Raw genomic sequence first — 14435 nt, forward strand, 5'->3', positions numbered from 1 at the left:
CTGCACCCGCCCGGGCCCGGTGGACGGGTTCCCCGGGTGCCGGGATCAGCCGTTGGCGAGGGCCCGGTCTCCAAGGGGAGGGGGCCTGTGGTCACGCGGGGTGGTGGAGTGGGTAGTACGGCTCAAGGCGCCTACTCGGGATCCTCACGCAGGTCGCCGGAGGTGGAGGGCTTCTGCTTGTCCGACTTCGGGGGCCACGCGTACGGGGGGAGCCTCCGGTGCAGGGGCCGTCCGGTCCCGCCGTCCTTCTCCTCGAACGAGGCGGCTCGGATGGTACCGAAGGACACCTCGCTGTCCCGCATCACGTCCACCCCTTCCACCCGGAAGGCGATCCATCCCGCGCCGGGCTGGGGCCCCGAGACCCAGGGGGTGACGACGCTGCGGACGTTGGTCTCGCCCGCCACGATGGTGCCGCGGTGGCCGTCAGGGTCGGTGATCTTCACGCCCGTGTCGGTGAAGGCGAGGCGGCTCTTCGTACCGCTGGGGCCCTCGGCCCACTGCGCGGTCACACTGTTCAGGTCCGCCTTGTCGGCGGCGACGGTGCCCCATTCCTGGCCGCCGTCCTTGCGGACGCCGATGCCCGCCGACGGGAACTCGATCCAGCCCTTGCCCGTGGTGCGGTCGCCGACCCATGTGGTGTTGACGCCCTCGGCGTCGATGCGCTTGGCGACGACGGCACCGAGTTCCGGCCCGGGGCCATGATGGACGGTGATGCCGGCGTCGGGGAGCTCGATCCAGCCGGCGTTCGCGCCCTTCCCCCTGACCTTCTCGGTCCTCACCTCATGGACGTCGGCGGTCCCGGCCAGGACCGTCCCCGGGGTGCCGTTGTCGTTGTCGACCCTCACGCCGCCCGCGGTGAACGTGACCCGGCCCTGCTCCTCCGTTCCTTCGACCCACGGGGCGCGCGCGCCGCTCTCGAACTCGGGGATGCCCGCATGAACGGTGGTGGTGAGGAAGTACCCCTCCTGAACCTCTCCGCCACTGTCGGTCGTCCCGGCCACGAGGGTGTAGGTGGTGCCCCGTTTCAGGGCGAGGGCGGGAGTGTGCTGGTGCGGCCCGAACGGTACGGGAGCGGGACGCGCCGGCGGGTCGACGGGCTCCAGAGTCCCGTCCGGATAGCGGATCCAGTACCTGAGGCTGTCCGGACCGTCCCAGCGCAGGACCACGTCATCGCCGGCGTCCACCAAGGCGATCTCCGCACGGAAGTTCTGCGGGACCAGTGGCGTCTGCTTCACCAACGCGAGGTTGGTGACGAAGGGGTAGCGATTGATGGAGGTGCCGCCGTTGGCCGCCTTCTCGTTCATCCCGATGACAACCAGCCCTGGCCGGTCGGAAATCGGGATGTTCTCCAGTTTCAGGACGAAGGACTCCTGTCCGGGCAGCTTCACCCGCTTCTCCGAGGCGAAGGTGAATCGGAAGCGGCCCCCACTGTGCCAAACGAAGCCCGGCTCCGCACCCGACGGCTTTTCGTAGGTCCCGGTGACACTCGCCTTGATCGCCGACACGTTGTCCGTCAGGTCACCGCTCCCGGTGCCGACCGGAATCAGCACATCAATGTGGTCGATCTTCACCTCGGACAGGCTCGTGTTGGAGACGACCACGTACACCGCCCCTACGGACGGCGAGCCGGGACGCGAGACTTGAAGCGGTGTCGGATCCGTGACGATCTCATAGTGCAGCACAGAGGGCACGGGTACGGACTCCCTACCTTGGCTTTCACGGGATGCGGGCAGAAGACGCGCGTTCGACTCGGGCTGTTGCCGGGCGCCACTGAGGTCCCGCGACGGTCACATGTCCCGCTGGGGAATGCCGGCAGCCCCATCGACAGTAGGCAGCCCCTGTTGTCCGAACCCTGCTGTCCTCGGGCTCTGTCCCGAATTGGCCCCTGTCTGACCAGAACCACGTAGCAGCCCGCGGCCCGCCCGGAGCGCCGGCCGGGGCGGGGACCGCTGCGGGAGCGCCCGGCCCACCGCGGCCGGACCGCCGGGTCCTTCCGTCGCGGTCAGCCGGTCGTCGCCCACTCCTCGCGCAGCCGCCCGAACACCTCGTGGAAGCCGGGGAAGGTCTTCCGCACGCAGCCGGGGTCGTCGAAGGTGATGCCGGGGGTGCGCAGCGCGGTGACGGAGAACGCCATCACCATCCGGTGGTCGCCGTGCGAGGCGAGTCCGGTGCCGCGCGGGGTGCCCGGCCGGATCTCGATCCAGTCGTGGCCGGTGGCGACGTCGATGCCGAGCCGGCGGAGGTTCCCGGCGCAGGCGTCCAGGCGGTCGCACTCCTTGATCCGGGTGTTGGCGACGTTCTCGATCCGCACCGGTCCGTCGGCGAACGGGGCGATCGCGGCGAGCGTCGGCATGGTGTCGGAGATGTCGCGCATGTCGACGGTCAGGCCCGACAGCCGGCCGCCCCGGGGGCCCTCGACGGTGACCCGGTCGGTGCCGATCTCCACCCGCGCACCCATCCGGGCCAGGACGTCGGCGAACCGCAGGTCCCCCTGGAGCGCGTCCTTGCCGAGCCCGGGGACGGTCAGCTCCCGGCCGGTGAGCGCGGCGGCCGCGAGGAAGTAGCTCGCCGTCGAGGCGTCCGGCTCGACCGGGTAGGCGGTGGCGCGGTAGCCGCCGGGCGCGACCTCGTAGATCCGGCCGGTGCGCGTCACGGTGGCGCCGAAGGCCCGCATCATGGCGGTGGTGATCTCCACGTACGGCGCCGAGACCAGATCGGTGACGGTGATCCGCAGGCCCTTTTCGGTGAGCGGGCCGAGCAGCAGCAGCGCGGTGAGGTACTGCGAGGACAGGCCCGCGTCCAGGCTCAGCTCACCGCCGCGGACCCCGTCGGCGGTGATCCGCAGCGGGTGGTGGCCCTCGGCCTCCTCGTGCCGCAGCTCGACGCCGAGGGCGCGCAGCGCCCCGGTCAGCGGGCCGAGCGGGCGCCGGCGCATCTGGGCGGAGGCGTCGAAGCGGAAGGTGCCGCGGCCGGCCGCGGCGAGCACGGGCAGGAAGCGGGCGGTGGTCGCGCCGTCGCGGCAGTAGACCTCGGCGTCGCGGGCCGGGCCCTGCGGGCGGCCCTCGACCGTCCACCGGTCCGCCTCCTGGGTGAGCGTGTAGCCGAGCGCGCGCAGGCCCTCGGCGAAGCCCTCGGTGTCGTCGGAGCGCAGCGGCCGCAGCAGGGTGGTGGTGCCGTCGGCGGCGGCGGCGAGGAACAGCGCCCGCGCGGTCACCGACTTGGAGCCGGGGATCTCGACGGTCGTCATGGGGCCTCCGTGATGAGTGGGCCGGGTGGGAGGGCGGGGTCGTCCCGGCCATCCTGCCGGAGGCGGAGCGGCTCCCGGGGGGCCGTCCGGCTGCTGGACGGGCCCCCGGACGGCTGCCCCGACCGTTGCCCGGACGGACCTCCGCCGGCCGGTCCGTCCGGACCGCGTCGGGCGGGCGTCCGGGCAGGTCGGAGGCCCGGGCGGCTGTGGCACGATGCCAGGGATCGGCCGCAGCGGCCGCCGCCCCGCCCGGCCACCGTCCGGGCCCGCCCGAGAAGAGGCCCCCGTGCCCGAGAGCAGCACCCGAGCGGCCGCCGAGGCCGTCGACACCGACCGGCTCGGCTTCCGCACCGCGACCACCGCCGACGTGCCCGCCCTGCTCGCGCTGGTCGAGTCCGCCTACCGGGGCGACGCCAGCCGGGTCGGCTGGACCACCGAGGCCCATCTGCTGGAGGGCCAGCGCACCGACACCGAGGGCGTCACCGCGGCCGTCACCCACCCGGACGGCGTGGTGCTGATCGCCGAACTGGACGGCGAGCTGCTCGCCTGCTGCCAGCTGGAACGCCGGGGTGAGCGCGCCTACTTCGGCATGTTCTCGGTGCGCCCCGGCCGCCAGGGCGGCGGCCTCGGGAAGGCCGTGCTCGCGCGGGCCGAGCGGTACGCGGCCGAGGAGTGGGGCGCGGTGGAGATGGAGATGACCGTGATCGAGCAGCGCGCCGAGCTGATCGCCTGGTACGAGCGCCGCGGCTTCCACCGCACCGGCGACCACACGCCATTCCCGTACGGCGACGAGCGCTTCGGCATCCCGCTCCGCCCCGACCTCCGCTTCGAGAAGCTGATCAAGGCGCTTACCGTCCGGTAGCGGTGACGCCGTGTCAGATTGTGTACGAAACTGACGCGGCGTCAACTCCCTGACCTGGGGCGATGCGTGATCATCGGGCCCGATGGCCGTTTGGTCCAGACCACCATGAGAGGGTGACCGGAGAAAGGCCACGTTCCGACCCAGTTCAGGGGGGTCATTTCCGCATGCCCGCACTCCATGGCACCGCCATGTCCGCACCCGACCGGGAGCCCCGCCACCCCCGCCGAATACCCGGCGGCCGGCCCGGCGGCGCACCCTCCCGACTGCCGAGCCCGCCCGACGACCAGGAGCTCTACTGGTACTTCGGCCCGCAGCGCCGCTGGGTGCTGCTCTGCGCCACCCTCTCCTACGCCGGAGCCACCGCGACGCTCGGCCTCTTCGCGCTCAGCCGTCCGCTGCTCTGGCCCTTCCTCGCCCTGACCGTGCTCAACGCCGTCACCTGGCTGCTCTCGGTGGCCGACGGCCAGCGCTCGCGCCGCTTCACCCGCGACTCGCACGACCTGCTGGTCCGGGCCTGGCGCCCCGCCCGCCACCCGGGCGTCGACCTCCTGCTGCCCACCGCCGGCGAGCCGCTCGACGTCCTGGACAACGCCTACCGGCACACCGCCGCCGTCCACTGGCCCGGCGCGCTCACCGTCCTCGTCCTCGACGACGCCGCCCGCCCCGAGGTGCGCGAACTCGCCGAGTCCTACGGCTTCCAGTACCGCAGCCGCCCCGACCGGGGCCGCTTCAAGAAGGCCGGCAACCTCAACCACGGCCTCGCCGAGGGCAGTGGCGACATCATCGCCGTCCTCGACGCCGACTTCTGCCCGCGCCCGGACTTCCTGCAGCACCTCGTGCCGTACCTCGACGACCCGAACGTCGGCATCGTGCAGAGCCCGCAGTGCTTCGACACCGACGCCGGGATGTCCTGGCTCGAACGCGCGGCGGGCGCCACCCAGGAGATCTTCTACCGCTGGATCCAGCCCTCCCGCGACGCCCAGGACGGCACCGTCTGCTGCGGCACCAACGCGCTCTACCGGCGCGCCTCCCTCGAACGCGTCGGAGGCTTCGCCGAGATCGACCACAGCGAGGACCTCTACACCGGCCTCTCGCTCGCCCGCGCCGGGTGGACCACCCGGTACGTGCCCGCCCTGCTCGCCAAGGGCATGTCGCCCACCGGCCTGCCCGCCTTCATCAGCCAGCAGTACCGCTGGTGCCTCGGCTCGCTCGCCCTGGTCGGAGACCCCGGCTTCCGGCGCGGCCCGCTCTCCCGCTCGGCCCGGCTCTGCTTCTGGAACGGCATCCTCGGCTACCTCACCAGCGCGGTGAACGTCTTCGCCGTCCCGCTGCCGGCGCTGATCATGCTGTTCTTCCGCCCCGACGAGATCGCCCCCTGGCAGGTCCTGCCCTTCCTGCCGCCCATCTGGGTCGCGCTCGTGCTGCTCCCCGCGATGTCCCGCACCCACTGGCGCTTCGAGGTCACCCGGGTCCAACTCCTGGGCGGGCTCTGCCACGTGGTCGCCATCGCGCACGCCCTGCGCCGGCGCAGCGCCGACTGGGTGCCCACCGGCGCCGTCTCCGGCGGCAGCACCCTGGCCCGCACCGTCGCCAGGATCGGCGTCGGCTGGCTCGGCCTGGTCGTCGTCGCCGGGGTGATCGGCCTCGTCCGCGCCGTCGCCCTGTACGGCTGGCAGCCCTTCTGGGCGCTCGCCGGGCTGCTCGCGCTGACCACCTACACCGTGGTGCCGCTGATCGGCGCCCTCCGGCCGCTGCTGCGGGGCGGCGACGGCGCCGCCGCCGTCACGGACCTCGCCCGGCCCGGCGCCCGGGCCGGCGACGGTCCCGCCGACCTGCGGTTCGGGCGCGCCGAGGCCGTCGCCGTCACCGCCGTGCTGCTGCTCTGCGGCCTGCTGGCGTCCGGCTGGGCCGACCCGCTGATGTTCTGACGATTCGTCACGAACCGTATTCGCACAGCTCTTTCCTCCCCTTCCTTGCGCGTCGCCCCACCGGCGCGGACAGCCGGCCGGCCGCCCCATCGGCCCGCCGGCCCCGACCACCGCTGCCAGCCCTGCAAGGAGCTCCGCCGTGTCCACGGCCGTACCACCCGGCGCCGATCCCTCGCGCGCCATCGTTCCGACCGACATCCTCTCCTCCTCGCCGTCCTCGACCGCCCCGGTGGCGGCCGCCCGGCCCGGGCGCGCCCCCGTACCGGCCGAGCGCGCCTCCGCCTCCGCCTCCGTTGAACGGAGCACCGAACGTGCCGTGGAGCGGACCGCCGAACCGGCCGCCGAACCGCGGAGCCGGACCGGATTCCGCCCCGACATCGAGGGCCTGCGCGGCGTCGCGGTGCTCTCCGTGCTCGCCTTCCACGCGGCCGTCCCCGCCTTCACCGGCGGCTACGTCGGCGTCGACGTCTTCTTCGTCATCTCCGGCTTCCTGATCACCGGCCTCCTGCTCGCCCGCCCGATCGGCCTGTGGGACTTCGCCGCCCGCCGGGCCCGCCGCATCCTGCCCGCGGCCGCCGTCGTCCTGGTCGCCACCGCGCTCGCCGGCGGCGCCCTGCTCGACCCGCTGCGCGGCACCGACCTCGCCCGCGACCTCATCGCCGCCGCCGGACAGGTCGCCAACTGGCGGTTCGTCGGCCAGCAGACCGACTACCTGGCCGCCGAACGCGACCCCAGCCCGCTCCAGCACTTCTGGTCCCTCGGCGTGGAGAACCAGTTCTACCTGCTCTGGGGCGTCCTCCTGATCGGCCTCGCCCGCCTGCTGGCCGGCCGCCGCCGCACCGCCGCGATCACGGCCTCGACCCTCGCCGTCGGCGGGGTCTCGCTGCTGCTCTGCATCCGCTGGACGGCCGGCTCCGCGCCGCTCGGCTACTTCTCCACCGCGAGCCGTCTGTGGGAGTTCGCCGCCGGCGGCTGCGCCGCCCTCGCCGCCCCCGCCCTGACCGCCCGGCTGGCCAGGGGCGGCCGGGCGGCCCGCCTCGGCGGCCCGGCGCTGCGCGTCCTCGGCTGGGCCGGCGCCGCCGCGCTCGTGGTCGCCGTCCTCCGGTACGACCGCAACACGCCGTTCCCCGGCGCCGCCGCCCTGCTGCCCGTGCTCGGCACCGCCGCCCTGCTGCTGGCCGGGCCGGCCCACCGCCCGCTGGGCGCCGCCGACGCCGGCCGGCTGCTCGCCACCCGTCCGCTGCGCGCGGCCGGACACCTCTCCTACGCCTGGTACCTGTGGCACTGGCCGGTGCTGACCATCGCCCAGGCCCGCTGGGGTGCGCTGCCCTGGACCACCCTGGTCGCGCTCACGGCCGCGAGCGCTGTGCCCGCCTGGCTCACCATGCGCCTGGTCGAGCAGCCGCTGCGGTACGGCAGCAGCCCGGCCCCGCGCCGCGGCCTCGCGGTCGGCGCCAGCGCCCTGGTCATCCCGTTGATCGCCGGACTCACCCTCGGCGGCGGCACCGTCCGCGCGCTCGGCGATCCCGAGAGCGCCTCCGTCGCTCCGGCGGGCGCCGTCGACGGCCCCGCCCTGTTCGGCCCCGGCAGCCGGGTGCTCGCGCTCACCCCCTCGCTCGCCCGGGCCCGGGAGGACTTCCCGCCCGGCAAGGGCTGCGAGATCCCGCTCGGCGCCGACGCCAGCCCGCGCTGCCTGTTCGGCACCGAGTCCAGCCCCGACCGCATCGTCCTGATCGGCGACTCGCACGCCGGGCAGTGGATCTCCGCCGCCCTCGCGATGGCCGACCAGCGGCAGTGGGCGCTGGAGGTGCTGGTCAAGCCCGGCTGCCCGCTGGCCACCCTGACGGTGCGCAACAGCGTGCTCGGCCGCACCTTCGACGAGTGCGACCGCTGGCGGGAGAACACCCTCACCCGGCTGACCGCCGGTCCCAGGCCGCGGCTGGTCCTGATGGCCGGCCTCAACCGGTACGGCGGCCAGGACGAGCGCACCGAGGGCTGGACCCGCACCCTCGACCGCCTCTCCGCGCTCGGCGCCCCGCTCGCCTACCTCGGCGACACGCCGATGCCCGGCAAGGACATCCCGACCTGCCTGGCCGGCTCCGACGGGCGCTCGGACGCCTGCTTCTTCCCGCGCGACACCGCCTTCGAGCGCGACCCGCTGATCGACGGCGGCCTCGCCGACCGGTACGGCGTGCGGGTCCTGGACCTCGGTCCGCTGCTCTGCCCCGGCACCGGCCCGTCCTGCCCGGCTGTCCTGGAGAGCGTCATCCTCTACCGCGACACCGGCCACATCACCGACACCCTGGCCCGGGTGCTCGCCCCGCGCCTCGACCACGCCCTGCTGGGGCCGGGCGCGGGACCCGGACCGTCGCCGCGCTGAGCCGCCGGCCCGCGGGCCTGCCGCTCTGCCGAGCCGCTGCTCTGCCGACGCGCTGCTCCGCGGACGCGCTGCTCCGCGGACGCACGCCGCGCCCGCCCCGGCGGCCGTCCGTCCACCCGTGCGGTGGGCGGGCGGCCGCCGGGGCCGTTCCGTCGATCAGCCCCGGGCCGGCTCCGGCAGCAGTCCGCGCTCGCGCAGCAGGGGCACCAGGTGGTCGCGGACGGCCGGAGCCAGCCGCAGCGCCGGGTCGAGGCCGTCCGTCCAGCGCAGGTCGGCGAGTTCGGCGGCCGGGGCGGGCGCGCGGTCCAGTCCGGCCCGGTACACCGCCATCCGCATCGGCACGCCCTCCAGCGCCGCGACCGCCTCGATGTCGACGAGGTGGCGCGGTCCGACGGGCGCCGCGCCCAGTTCCTCGGCCAGCTCGCGGGTCAGTGCCGCGAGCGGTTCCTCCCCGGCGTCCGGTTTGCCGCCGGGGAGGTAGAAGACGTCCGGCGCCGCGGTCTTGCTGACGACCAGGAGCCGGCCGTCCTCGACCACGGCGGCGGCCACGACGACGAGCGGTGCGGGAGCGGTCTGCGGTGTTTCGTGCTCGAACATGGCCGTGATTGTTCCAGCCGGCGATCACGCGGTTCCGTGCGGGGGCGCGGGCCGGACCGGCCGAGCCGGTGCCTTCCGCCGGTCGCGGCCGCCGGCCGCCTTCCACGGCCGCGCCCGGTCGACGGGCCCCGACGGACGGGATCCACCCGTTCAGTGGCAGATGCTCAGTGGTAGATGCTGCGGCAGAGCCGGGCCTGCTCGGAGCCGGCCGCCCACCGGCCGAACCGCTCGGCCTGGTCGCAGATCGTGCCCGCCTCCGCTCCCGGTGCCGCCCCTGCCGCAGGCGCACCCGCGGTCGAGGAGGGCGCGTGCACGCCGCCGGGCGCCGGAGCGGACGCCGGGGCGGCGCTGCCGGTCGGGGCGCCCGCCGTCCGGGTGGGCGCCGGGCGCGGTGAACGGCTCGCCTTCGGCCGGGGCGACACGGAGCGGTCCCCGCCGTCGGTCCGGGGAGCGGCTTCCGGCTGAGGCGCGCCCGCCGCATCCGCCGCATCCGCCGGGGCGGCGGGCCGCGGGCCCTCGCCGCTCGTCGTCGGCGGCGGCAGCGGCGACGGAGCCGGTACCGGCAGCCGGTCGGCCGCCGGTGAGGCGGCCGGGGACGGCGGGAGCGGCGGGGCGGTGGACGGCCCCGGGAAGGCCACCACCCCGGACGACTCCTCGCCCGGGCCGGGCCCGCACATCGCCAGCACGGCCGCCAGCCCGGCGACGATCCCCGCCGAGCCCGCCACCCACATCCGGCGCCGACGCCGCCGGCCCGCCTCGGCGGCCGCCGCCATCGCCTCCCAGGCCGGTGGCTCACCGGGCGCCGCGGGCGGCGCCGGCACCGGCGGAGGCTGCCACGCCTGCGCGGGCCACTGCCACTGCACGGTGCCGGACGGCTTCCGGACACCCGTACCGGAGCCCGGTCCCGGGCCCGCGCCGGGGCCCGCGCCGGAAAGCGGTCCCGGCCCCGCGCCCGTCGGCCGACCCCCGCCCGCCCGGGCCGACCCGCCCGTCACCGGTCCGCCCACCACCGGTCCACGCGGCGGCGGACCGCCGCTCGCCGGTGACCCGCCGCCTGCCGCTTGCCCGCTCATGTCCTGGTCCTCCTGCCATCGCCTGCTCCGGCTCCCCGGCGGCTCGCCCGTCGCCGCCACCCGGTCGTGCGGGAACGGGGCCGGTACGGCGCCGCCGCAGGGCCCCGCTCGCCGTACTCAACGAGCGCGCCGACGCCGGGACATGACCCGGACGAGGGCCCCGGGGCGCGACCGGCCCCGCTCACGCCCCCCGGCCGTACGCTGCCTGCCGTACCCCGGGTGCGCTCCCGGGAGGTCCGCCACATCCTGGGGGCATGGAAACCAACAGCCCGTCCGGCTCGGCGCAGCCCCAGGTCGAGGTCGCCGAGTTCCGCACCGACAGCCGCTACCGGCTGGTCCACTTCGAGGGCCACGGCTGGGAGCCGCTCGGCCCGGAGGAGTTCGAACCGCGGGTCCACCAGCTGTTCCCGGACCTCGACCCGCACGACCCGGTCCGCGTCCGGTGGGACGACCGCCCCTGGGAGTGGCCCGCCTGGCACCCGGGCGAGGCCTGACCGCAAGCGTGACACCCGTCCGGGTAAGGTTGACGCGATCCCTTGACGGCCGCCCACCGGCCGCCGGGACGGCGAAGGGGGAGCGGGCATGGGGGAGCCGCGCGCGGACCGCCCGGCGGGCACCGCCGGCTACGGCGAGGCGGCCGGACGACTGGCGGCGCAGTACGAGGCCGTCACCTTCGCCGAGGTCCACCGCGAGGCCCTGCAGCTGTTCCCGCCCGGGCCCGCCGACGTCCTCGACATCGGCGCCGGCAGCGGACGCGACGCCGCCGCGCTCGCCGCCCTCGGCCACCGCGTGGTCGCCGCCGAACCCACCCCCGAGCTGCGCCGGATCGGCGAGCACCTGCACGCCGGCAGCGGCGTCCGCTGGACGGACGACGCCCTGCCCGACCTGCCCGGCCTCGGCGCGGCGGGCGCGCGCTTCGACGCCGTCCTGCTGACCGCCGTCTGGATGCACCTGGCACCCGACCAGCGCCCGCCGGCGATGGACGCCCTCACCGGTCTTCTCGCCCCCGGCGGCCACCTCTTCCTCACCCTGCGCCACGGCCCCGTCCCGCCGGGCCGCCGGATGTACGACGTCCCGGCCGACGAGACCCTCTCGCTCGCCCGCAGCCGCGGCCTGCACCCCGTGCTGCACACCGAACGCCCCGACCTGCACGGCCGCTCGGGCGTCCACTGGACCGTCCTGGTCCTCGCGCTCAGCCGCTGAAGCCGCCGTTGCTCAGCAGCAGCTGCCCGTTGACCCACTGACCCTGCGGGGAACAGAGGAAGGCGACCAGGTTCGCGGTGTCCTCCGGCGTGCCGAGCCGCCCGAGCGGCGTCCGGCCGAGCACCTCCGCGCGCAGCCCGTCCGTCATCCAGCCCGTGTCCACCGGGCCCGGGTTGACCACATTGGCCGTCACCCCCAGCCGGGCGAGCTCCTGCGCGGCGGCGAGGGTGATCCGGTCGAGCGCCCCCTTGCTCGCGCCGTACGGCAGGTTGCCCGCCGTGTGATCGCTGGTGAGCGCGACGATCCGACCGCTGCCGGCCGGCCCGGCGAACCGGCGCCCGAACTCCCGGATCAGCAGCCAGCTCGCCCGCGCGTTGACCGCGAAGTGGCGGTCGAAGCTCTCCACCGTGGTGTCGAGGAGACCGGAGTCCACCGACTCGCAGTGGCACAGCACCAGCGCCGTCACACCCCCGAGCCGGCGCTCCACCTCGTCGAACACCCGCCCCGGGGCCTCCGGTTCGGCGAGGTCCGCCTCCACCCCCGCACTCGCCGCCCCCCGGTCGGCCAGCACCCGCGCGACGGCCCCGGCGGCGCCCGCCTCGGCGCCCCAGCTCATCCGGCGGTCATAGGGAGTCCAGTAGGTGAAGCCCACGTCCCAGCCCGCCCCGGCGAGCCGCTCCGCGATCCCGGCGCCGATCCCGACCGTCCGCCCGACCCCGGTGACCAGCGCGACCGGCCGGGTGGCGGGGAGGTGCGGGGGTTCCTGGTCGGTCTTCATGGCAGCGATCGTCGGTCAGCTCTGACGTGACGTCAAATCCATGGCCGGGGCGCCGTGGTGTCGGCGTCGGGCGAGTGCCGTCCGCTGTCCCGCGCCGTCCCGCGGAACGACCGGGCCGGCGGCCGCCGCGGCAGATCCGCAGCAGCCGCCGGCCCGGCTGATCGCCGGCCGGGCGCGTTAGATGCTGGTGAGGCTGACGCTGTCGAAGCCGGGCTTGGCGCCGGCCGTCGCCGGCTGCGGGATCGACGGCACGATCGAGACGGTGAGTGGGCCGTCCGGCAGCAGGCCCTGCTCGGTCAGCCGCTGGACCTGCTCGGTGACGTCGTAGCTCGCGTCGTGGCCGTCGGCCCCGGCCATCCCGAAGAAGGAGATCCAGCCGACGAAGTAGGGACCGTCCGGGTCGAGGTCGCCCTCGGGGCCGTTGAGGAAGACGTGGAACGGCGTCCCGGGCGGCAGGGTGGTGTGCACGTTGTGCACGGTGAGGATGAGGTTGGTCTGCGGCTCGTCGGAGGCGGCGAGCGAGCGCAGGGCTCCCTGGACACCGCTCGGCTCCAGGGACACCGTCGTCGGGGCCCGGACGTCGAGCGGCTGGCGCGGGTTGGCGGCGGAGGCCGCCAGGACCCGCTCGCCCGCGCGCGGGGCCGTGGCGGGCGGGACGAGGAGCGGACGGGTGCCGGTTCCGTCGGTCAGCGACTCGTACCGGTAGTTCTGCGCGTCGTGCAGGACCGCTCTGGCGGAGGTCTGCTTCCGCCCTCCGTCCTCGTCGAAGAAGACGAACTCGTGGTCCAGCCAGGAGGTGTGGTTCGGGTTCTTGTTCTCCTTGTCCAGCCAGCCCGACCAGAGGCGGTCGATGTTGGCGTGGTGCAGCCAGAAGATCGGGTCACGGGCGGAGCCCTCCACCCGTCCCATCCAGCCGCCCACGGCGCCGTGCACCTGGTTGTGCGGGACGTTCTCCAACTCGCCGAAGCCGCTCTGGAAGTGGGGCATGACGGTGAAGCTGATCTCGCTGCCGAAGGTCGGCTGGACGTTCGACCGGCTCTTCGTGGCGGAGAAGATCGTCTCGCTCATCGCCGTGAAGGGATTGATGTCCTTGTACTGGGTGATCTCCTTGGCGGAATTCTTCCCCAGGGCACGGTGCGGGGTCTGCCAGAACTCGTCCTCGCCCACCGGGGCGAGGTCGTCCCGGAGGAAGAGCGGGTTGTCGACCGTGAGGTTGGTGCCGCCCGGGCGGTCGGGCATCTTCGGGCTGCGGAAGGCCGCCGGAAGCGCACGCGAGGTGAACGTCGTGGCCGGGGTCGTGGTGGGCGCGTCCAGCGCGTAGTCCCAGTACGGCAGCGCCCAGTTCGTGGAGGGGTCGGGGGTGATGTTCTCCTGGGCGGCGATCTGCTTGATGGTGGCCCGGATGATCCGCTCGAAGTACCAGAGGTAGCCCCGGTGCCACGGCAGGAAGAACCAGCCGCCGTGCGGACACTGGCTGAAGGCCTCGTTCGTCTCCGTCACGGTCGGCGGGACACCGTGGATGCAGCCCTGGAAGACCCAACTGGTCGGGTCGAACTCGGGCCGCTGCTGCATCAGCCCCACGGCCCGGGCGTACCAGTACAGGACCGGATCCCACTCGGTCATCTTGCTCGCGTCTCGTCGCACGAACGTACCGTTCGACATGTCACTCCTGGGTTCGGGCGGGACGCCTTCGTCGGGCGCCCCGGATTCGTTCCGGCGGCGACGACCGCCGCACGTGGATGTCGCCTGCAGACGTTCGGGAGGGTGAACCGCGTGTGCTGTCCGGACGCGCGGGGCTGGCGGAGCGGGGCGGCGGCAGGACCCTGGAGCGAGATGCCCGATCCGCCTCACCGTGTCCAGGAGGGACGAAATGAACGTCATGGAGTTGACCGGCACGTACACGTACCGGAGCTTTCTGGAGCTGCCGGACCCCGTCGACGACTTCAACAGGCTCCGGTTCGCCCAGGCGGAGCTGAGGCTGGTGGCCGAACAGGACGGCACGGTCGGCGGCGAGCTGATCCTCTCGGATCCGGGGGAGGAGCCGGCGATCGTCATGGAGATGACCGGAAGGGCGTCGGCCTCGTCCCGGGTCTCGTTCACCCTGAGCGGCCGGGGCCGGCCGCCCATCGCGGACTTCCACTACGAATACGACGGCAGCGTCCTGCGCCACTGGGAGACCGGGATCGACCAGCGGATGGTCCTCGCCGGGACGGTGCTGCGGGCCGAGCCCCACGGCGGCGCGCCCGCCGGGCAGACCGCGAGCTTCCTCGCGGTGCGGCGCGACGACGCCTGACCCGGTCGACGGACGGCCCGCCGCCGGGCCGCTCCGTGCGGGCCGGGCCAATCCGGCCTTGCGTCGACCGGTCG

The 14435-nt window shown here is 74.7% G+C and carries 12 protein-coding genes; 6 read left to right on the forward strand and 6 right to left on the reverse strand.

Going from position 1 to position 14435, the window contains the following annotated elements; translation table 11 throughout:
• Nucleotides 1-131 precede the first annotated feature (131 nt).
• Both ACFC0B_RS01920 and aroA read right to left on the reverse strand, forming a co-directional pair.
• On the reverse strand, nt 132-1691 hold the full coding sequence (locus tag ACFC0B_RS01920; RefSeq protein ID WP_376080753.1) for a hypothetical protein: 1560 nt from the start codon (nt 1689-1691) through the stop codon (nt 132-134).
• 311 nt (nt 1692-2002) lie between these two features.
• Nucleotides 2003-3247: a 3-phosphoshikimate 1-carboxyvinyltransferase gene (gene aroA / locus ACFC0B_RS01925; RefSeq protein WP_376080756.1), complete on the reverse strand. Its 1245-nt coding sequence runs from the start codon at nt 3245-3247 to the stop codon at nt 2003-2005.
• A gap of 286 nt (nt 3248-3533) precedes the next feature.
• Here aroA and ACFC0B_RS01930 point away from each other — a divergent pair, with 286 nt between their 5' ends.
• The 3 genes from ACFC0B_RS01930 (at nt 3534) to ACFC0B_RS01940 (ending at nt 8417) form a co-directional block, all read left to right on the forward strand.
• Nucleotides 3534-4109, forward strand: a complete 576-nt coding sequence (locus ACFC0B_RS01930) for a GNAT family N-acetyltransferase (RefSeq protein ID WP_376080759.1) — start codon at nt 3534-3536, stop codon at nt 4107-4109.
• 164 nt (nt 4110-4273) lie between these two features.
• Nucleotides 4274-6037 carry a glycosyltransferase family 2 protein gene (locus ACFC0B_RS01935; protein WP_376080762.1) on the forward strand — a complete coding sequence of 588 codons (1764 nt, stop codon included), beginning with the start codon at nt 4274-4276 and terminating at the stop codon, nt 6035-6037.
• Between the two features lie 139 nt (nt 6038-6176).
• Nucleotides 6177-8417, forward strand: a complete 2241-nt coding sequence (locus ACFC0B_RS01940; RefSeq protein ID WP_376080765.1) for an acyltransferase family protein — start codon at nt 6177-6179, stop codon at nt 8415-8417.
• 156 nt (nt 8418-8573) lie between these two features.
• Here ACFC0B_RS01940 and ACFC0B_RS01945 read toward each other — a convergent pair whose 3' ends face one another.
• Both ACFC0B_RS01945 and ACFC0B_RS01950 read right to left on the reverse strand, forming a co-directional pair.
• The gene (locus tag ACFC0B_RS01945) at nt 8574-9014 is read right to left on the reverse strand and encodes an NUDIX domain-containing protein (RefSeq protein WP_376080766.1); all 441 of its coding nucleotides are present in this window, start codon (nt 9012-9014) and stop codon (nt 8574-8576) included.
• A gap of 164 nt (nt 9015-9178) precedes the next feature.
• A complete protein-coding gene (locus ACFC0B_RS01950; protein WP_376080769.1) occupies nt 9179-9835 on the reverse strand; it encodes a hypothetical protein in 657 nt (218 codons plus the stop codon).
• Nucleotides 9836-10341: 506 nt separating this feature from the next.
• On the opposite strand from ACFC0B_RS01950, the gene ACFC0B_RS01955 reads away from it, so the two are divergent.
• Complete coding sequence (locus ACFC0B_RS01955) at nt 10342-10581, forward strand: hypothetical protein (protein WP_376080772.1); 240 nt, start codon at nt 10342-10344, stop codon at nt 10579-10581.
• Between the two features lie 88 nt (nt 10582-10669).
• Nucleotides 10670-11290 carry a class I SAM-dependent methyltransferase gene (locus tag ACFC0B_RS01960; RefSeq protein ID WP_376080775.1) on the forward strand — a complete coding sequence of 207 codons (621 nt, stop codon included), beginning with the start codon at nt 10670-10672 and terminating at the stop codon, nt 11288-11290.
• Here the strand turns inward: ACFC0B_RS01960 and ACFC0B_RS01965 are convergent.
• Together ACFC0B_RS01965 and ACFC0B_RS01970 are read right to left on the reverse strand one after the other, a co-directional pair.
• Nucleotides 11280-12068 carry an SDR family oxidoreductase gene (locus tag ACFC0B_RS01965; RefSeq protein WP_376080777.1) on the reverse strand — a complete coding sequence of 263 codons (789 nt, stop codon included), beginning with the start codon at nt 12066-12068 and terminating at the stop codon, nt 11280-11282. The genes ACFC0B_RS01960 and ACFC0B_RS01965 overlap by 11 nt on opposite strands.
• Before the next feature lie 177 nt (nt 12069-12245).
• On the reverse strand, nt 12246-13730 hold the full coding sequence (locus tag ACFC0B_RS01970; RefSeq protein ID WP_376080779.1) for a tyrosinase family protein: 1485 nt from the start codon (nt 13728-13730) through the stop codon (nt 12246-12248).
• A 208-nt stretch (nt 13731-13938) separates the two neighbouring features.
• On the opposite strand from ACFC0B_RS01970, the gene ACFC0B_RS01975 reads away from it, so the two are divergent.
• Entirely contained in the window at nt 13939-14361 is a 423-nt protein-coding gene (locus tag ACFC0B_RS01975) for a hypothetical protein (protein ID WP_376080782.1), read from the forward strand.
• Nucleotides 14362-14435 lie beyond the last annotated feature (74 nt).

It is taken from the genome of Kitasatospora sp. NPDC056184, from assembly GCF_042268405.1.
In the GTDB taxonomy this organism is placed as follows: domain Bacteria; phylum Actinomycetota; class Actinomycetes; order Streptomycetales; family Streptomycetaceae; genus Kitasatospora.

What these genes read in the sequence shown, in the direction of transcription:
- ACFC0B_RS01935 (WP_376080762.1), top strand. Translation starts at nt 4,274, where the DNA reads ATGCCCGCACTCCATGGCACCGCCATGTCCGCACCCGACCGGGAGCCC.
- ACFC0B_RS01945 (WP_376080766.1), bottom strand. Translation starts at nt 9,014, where the DNA reads ATGTTCGAGCACGAAACACCGCAGACCGCTCCCGCACCGCTCGTCGTC.
- ACFC0B_RS01965 (WP_376080777.1), bottom strand. Translation starts at nt 12,068, where the DNA reads ATGAAGACCGACCAGGAACCCCCGCACCTCCCCGCCACCCGGCCGGTC.
- ACFC0B_RS01955 (WP_376080772.1), top strand. Translation starts at nt 10,342, where the DNA reads ATGGAAACCAACAGCCCGTCCGGCTCGGCGCAGCCCCAGGTCGAGGTC.
- ACFC0B_RS01960 (WP_376080775.1), top strand. Translation starts at nt 10,670, where the DNA reads ATGGGGGAGCCGCGCGCGGACCGCCCGGCGGGCACCGCCGGCTACGGC.
- ACFC0B_RS01970 (WP_376080779.1), bottom strand. Translation starts at nt 13,730, where the DNA reads ATGTCGAACGGTACGTTCGTGCGACGAGACGCGAGCAAGATGACCGAG.
- aroA (WP_376080756.1), bottom strand. Translation starts at nt 3,247, where the DNA reads ATGACGACCGTCGAGATCCCCGGCTCCAAGTCGGTGACCGCGCGGGCG.
- ACFC0B_RS01975 (WP_376080782.1), top strand. Translation starts at nt 13,939, where the DNA reads ATGAACGTCATGGAGTTGACCGGCACGTACACGTACCGGAGCTTTCTG.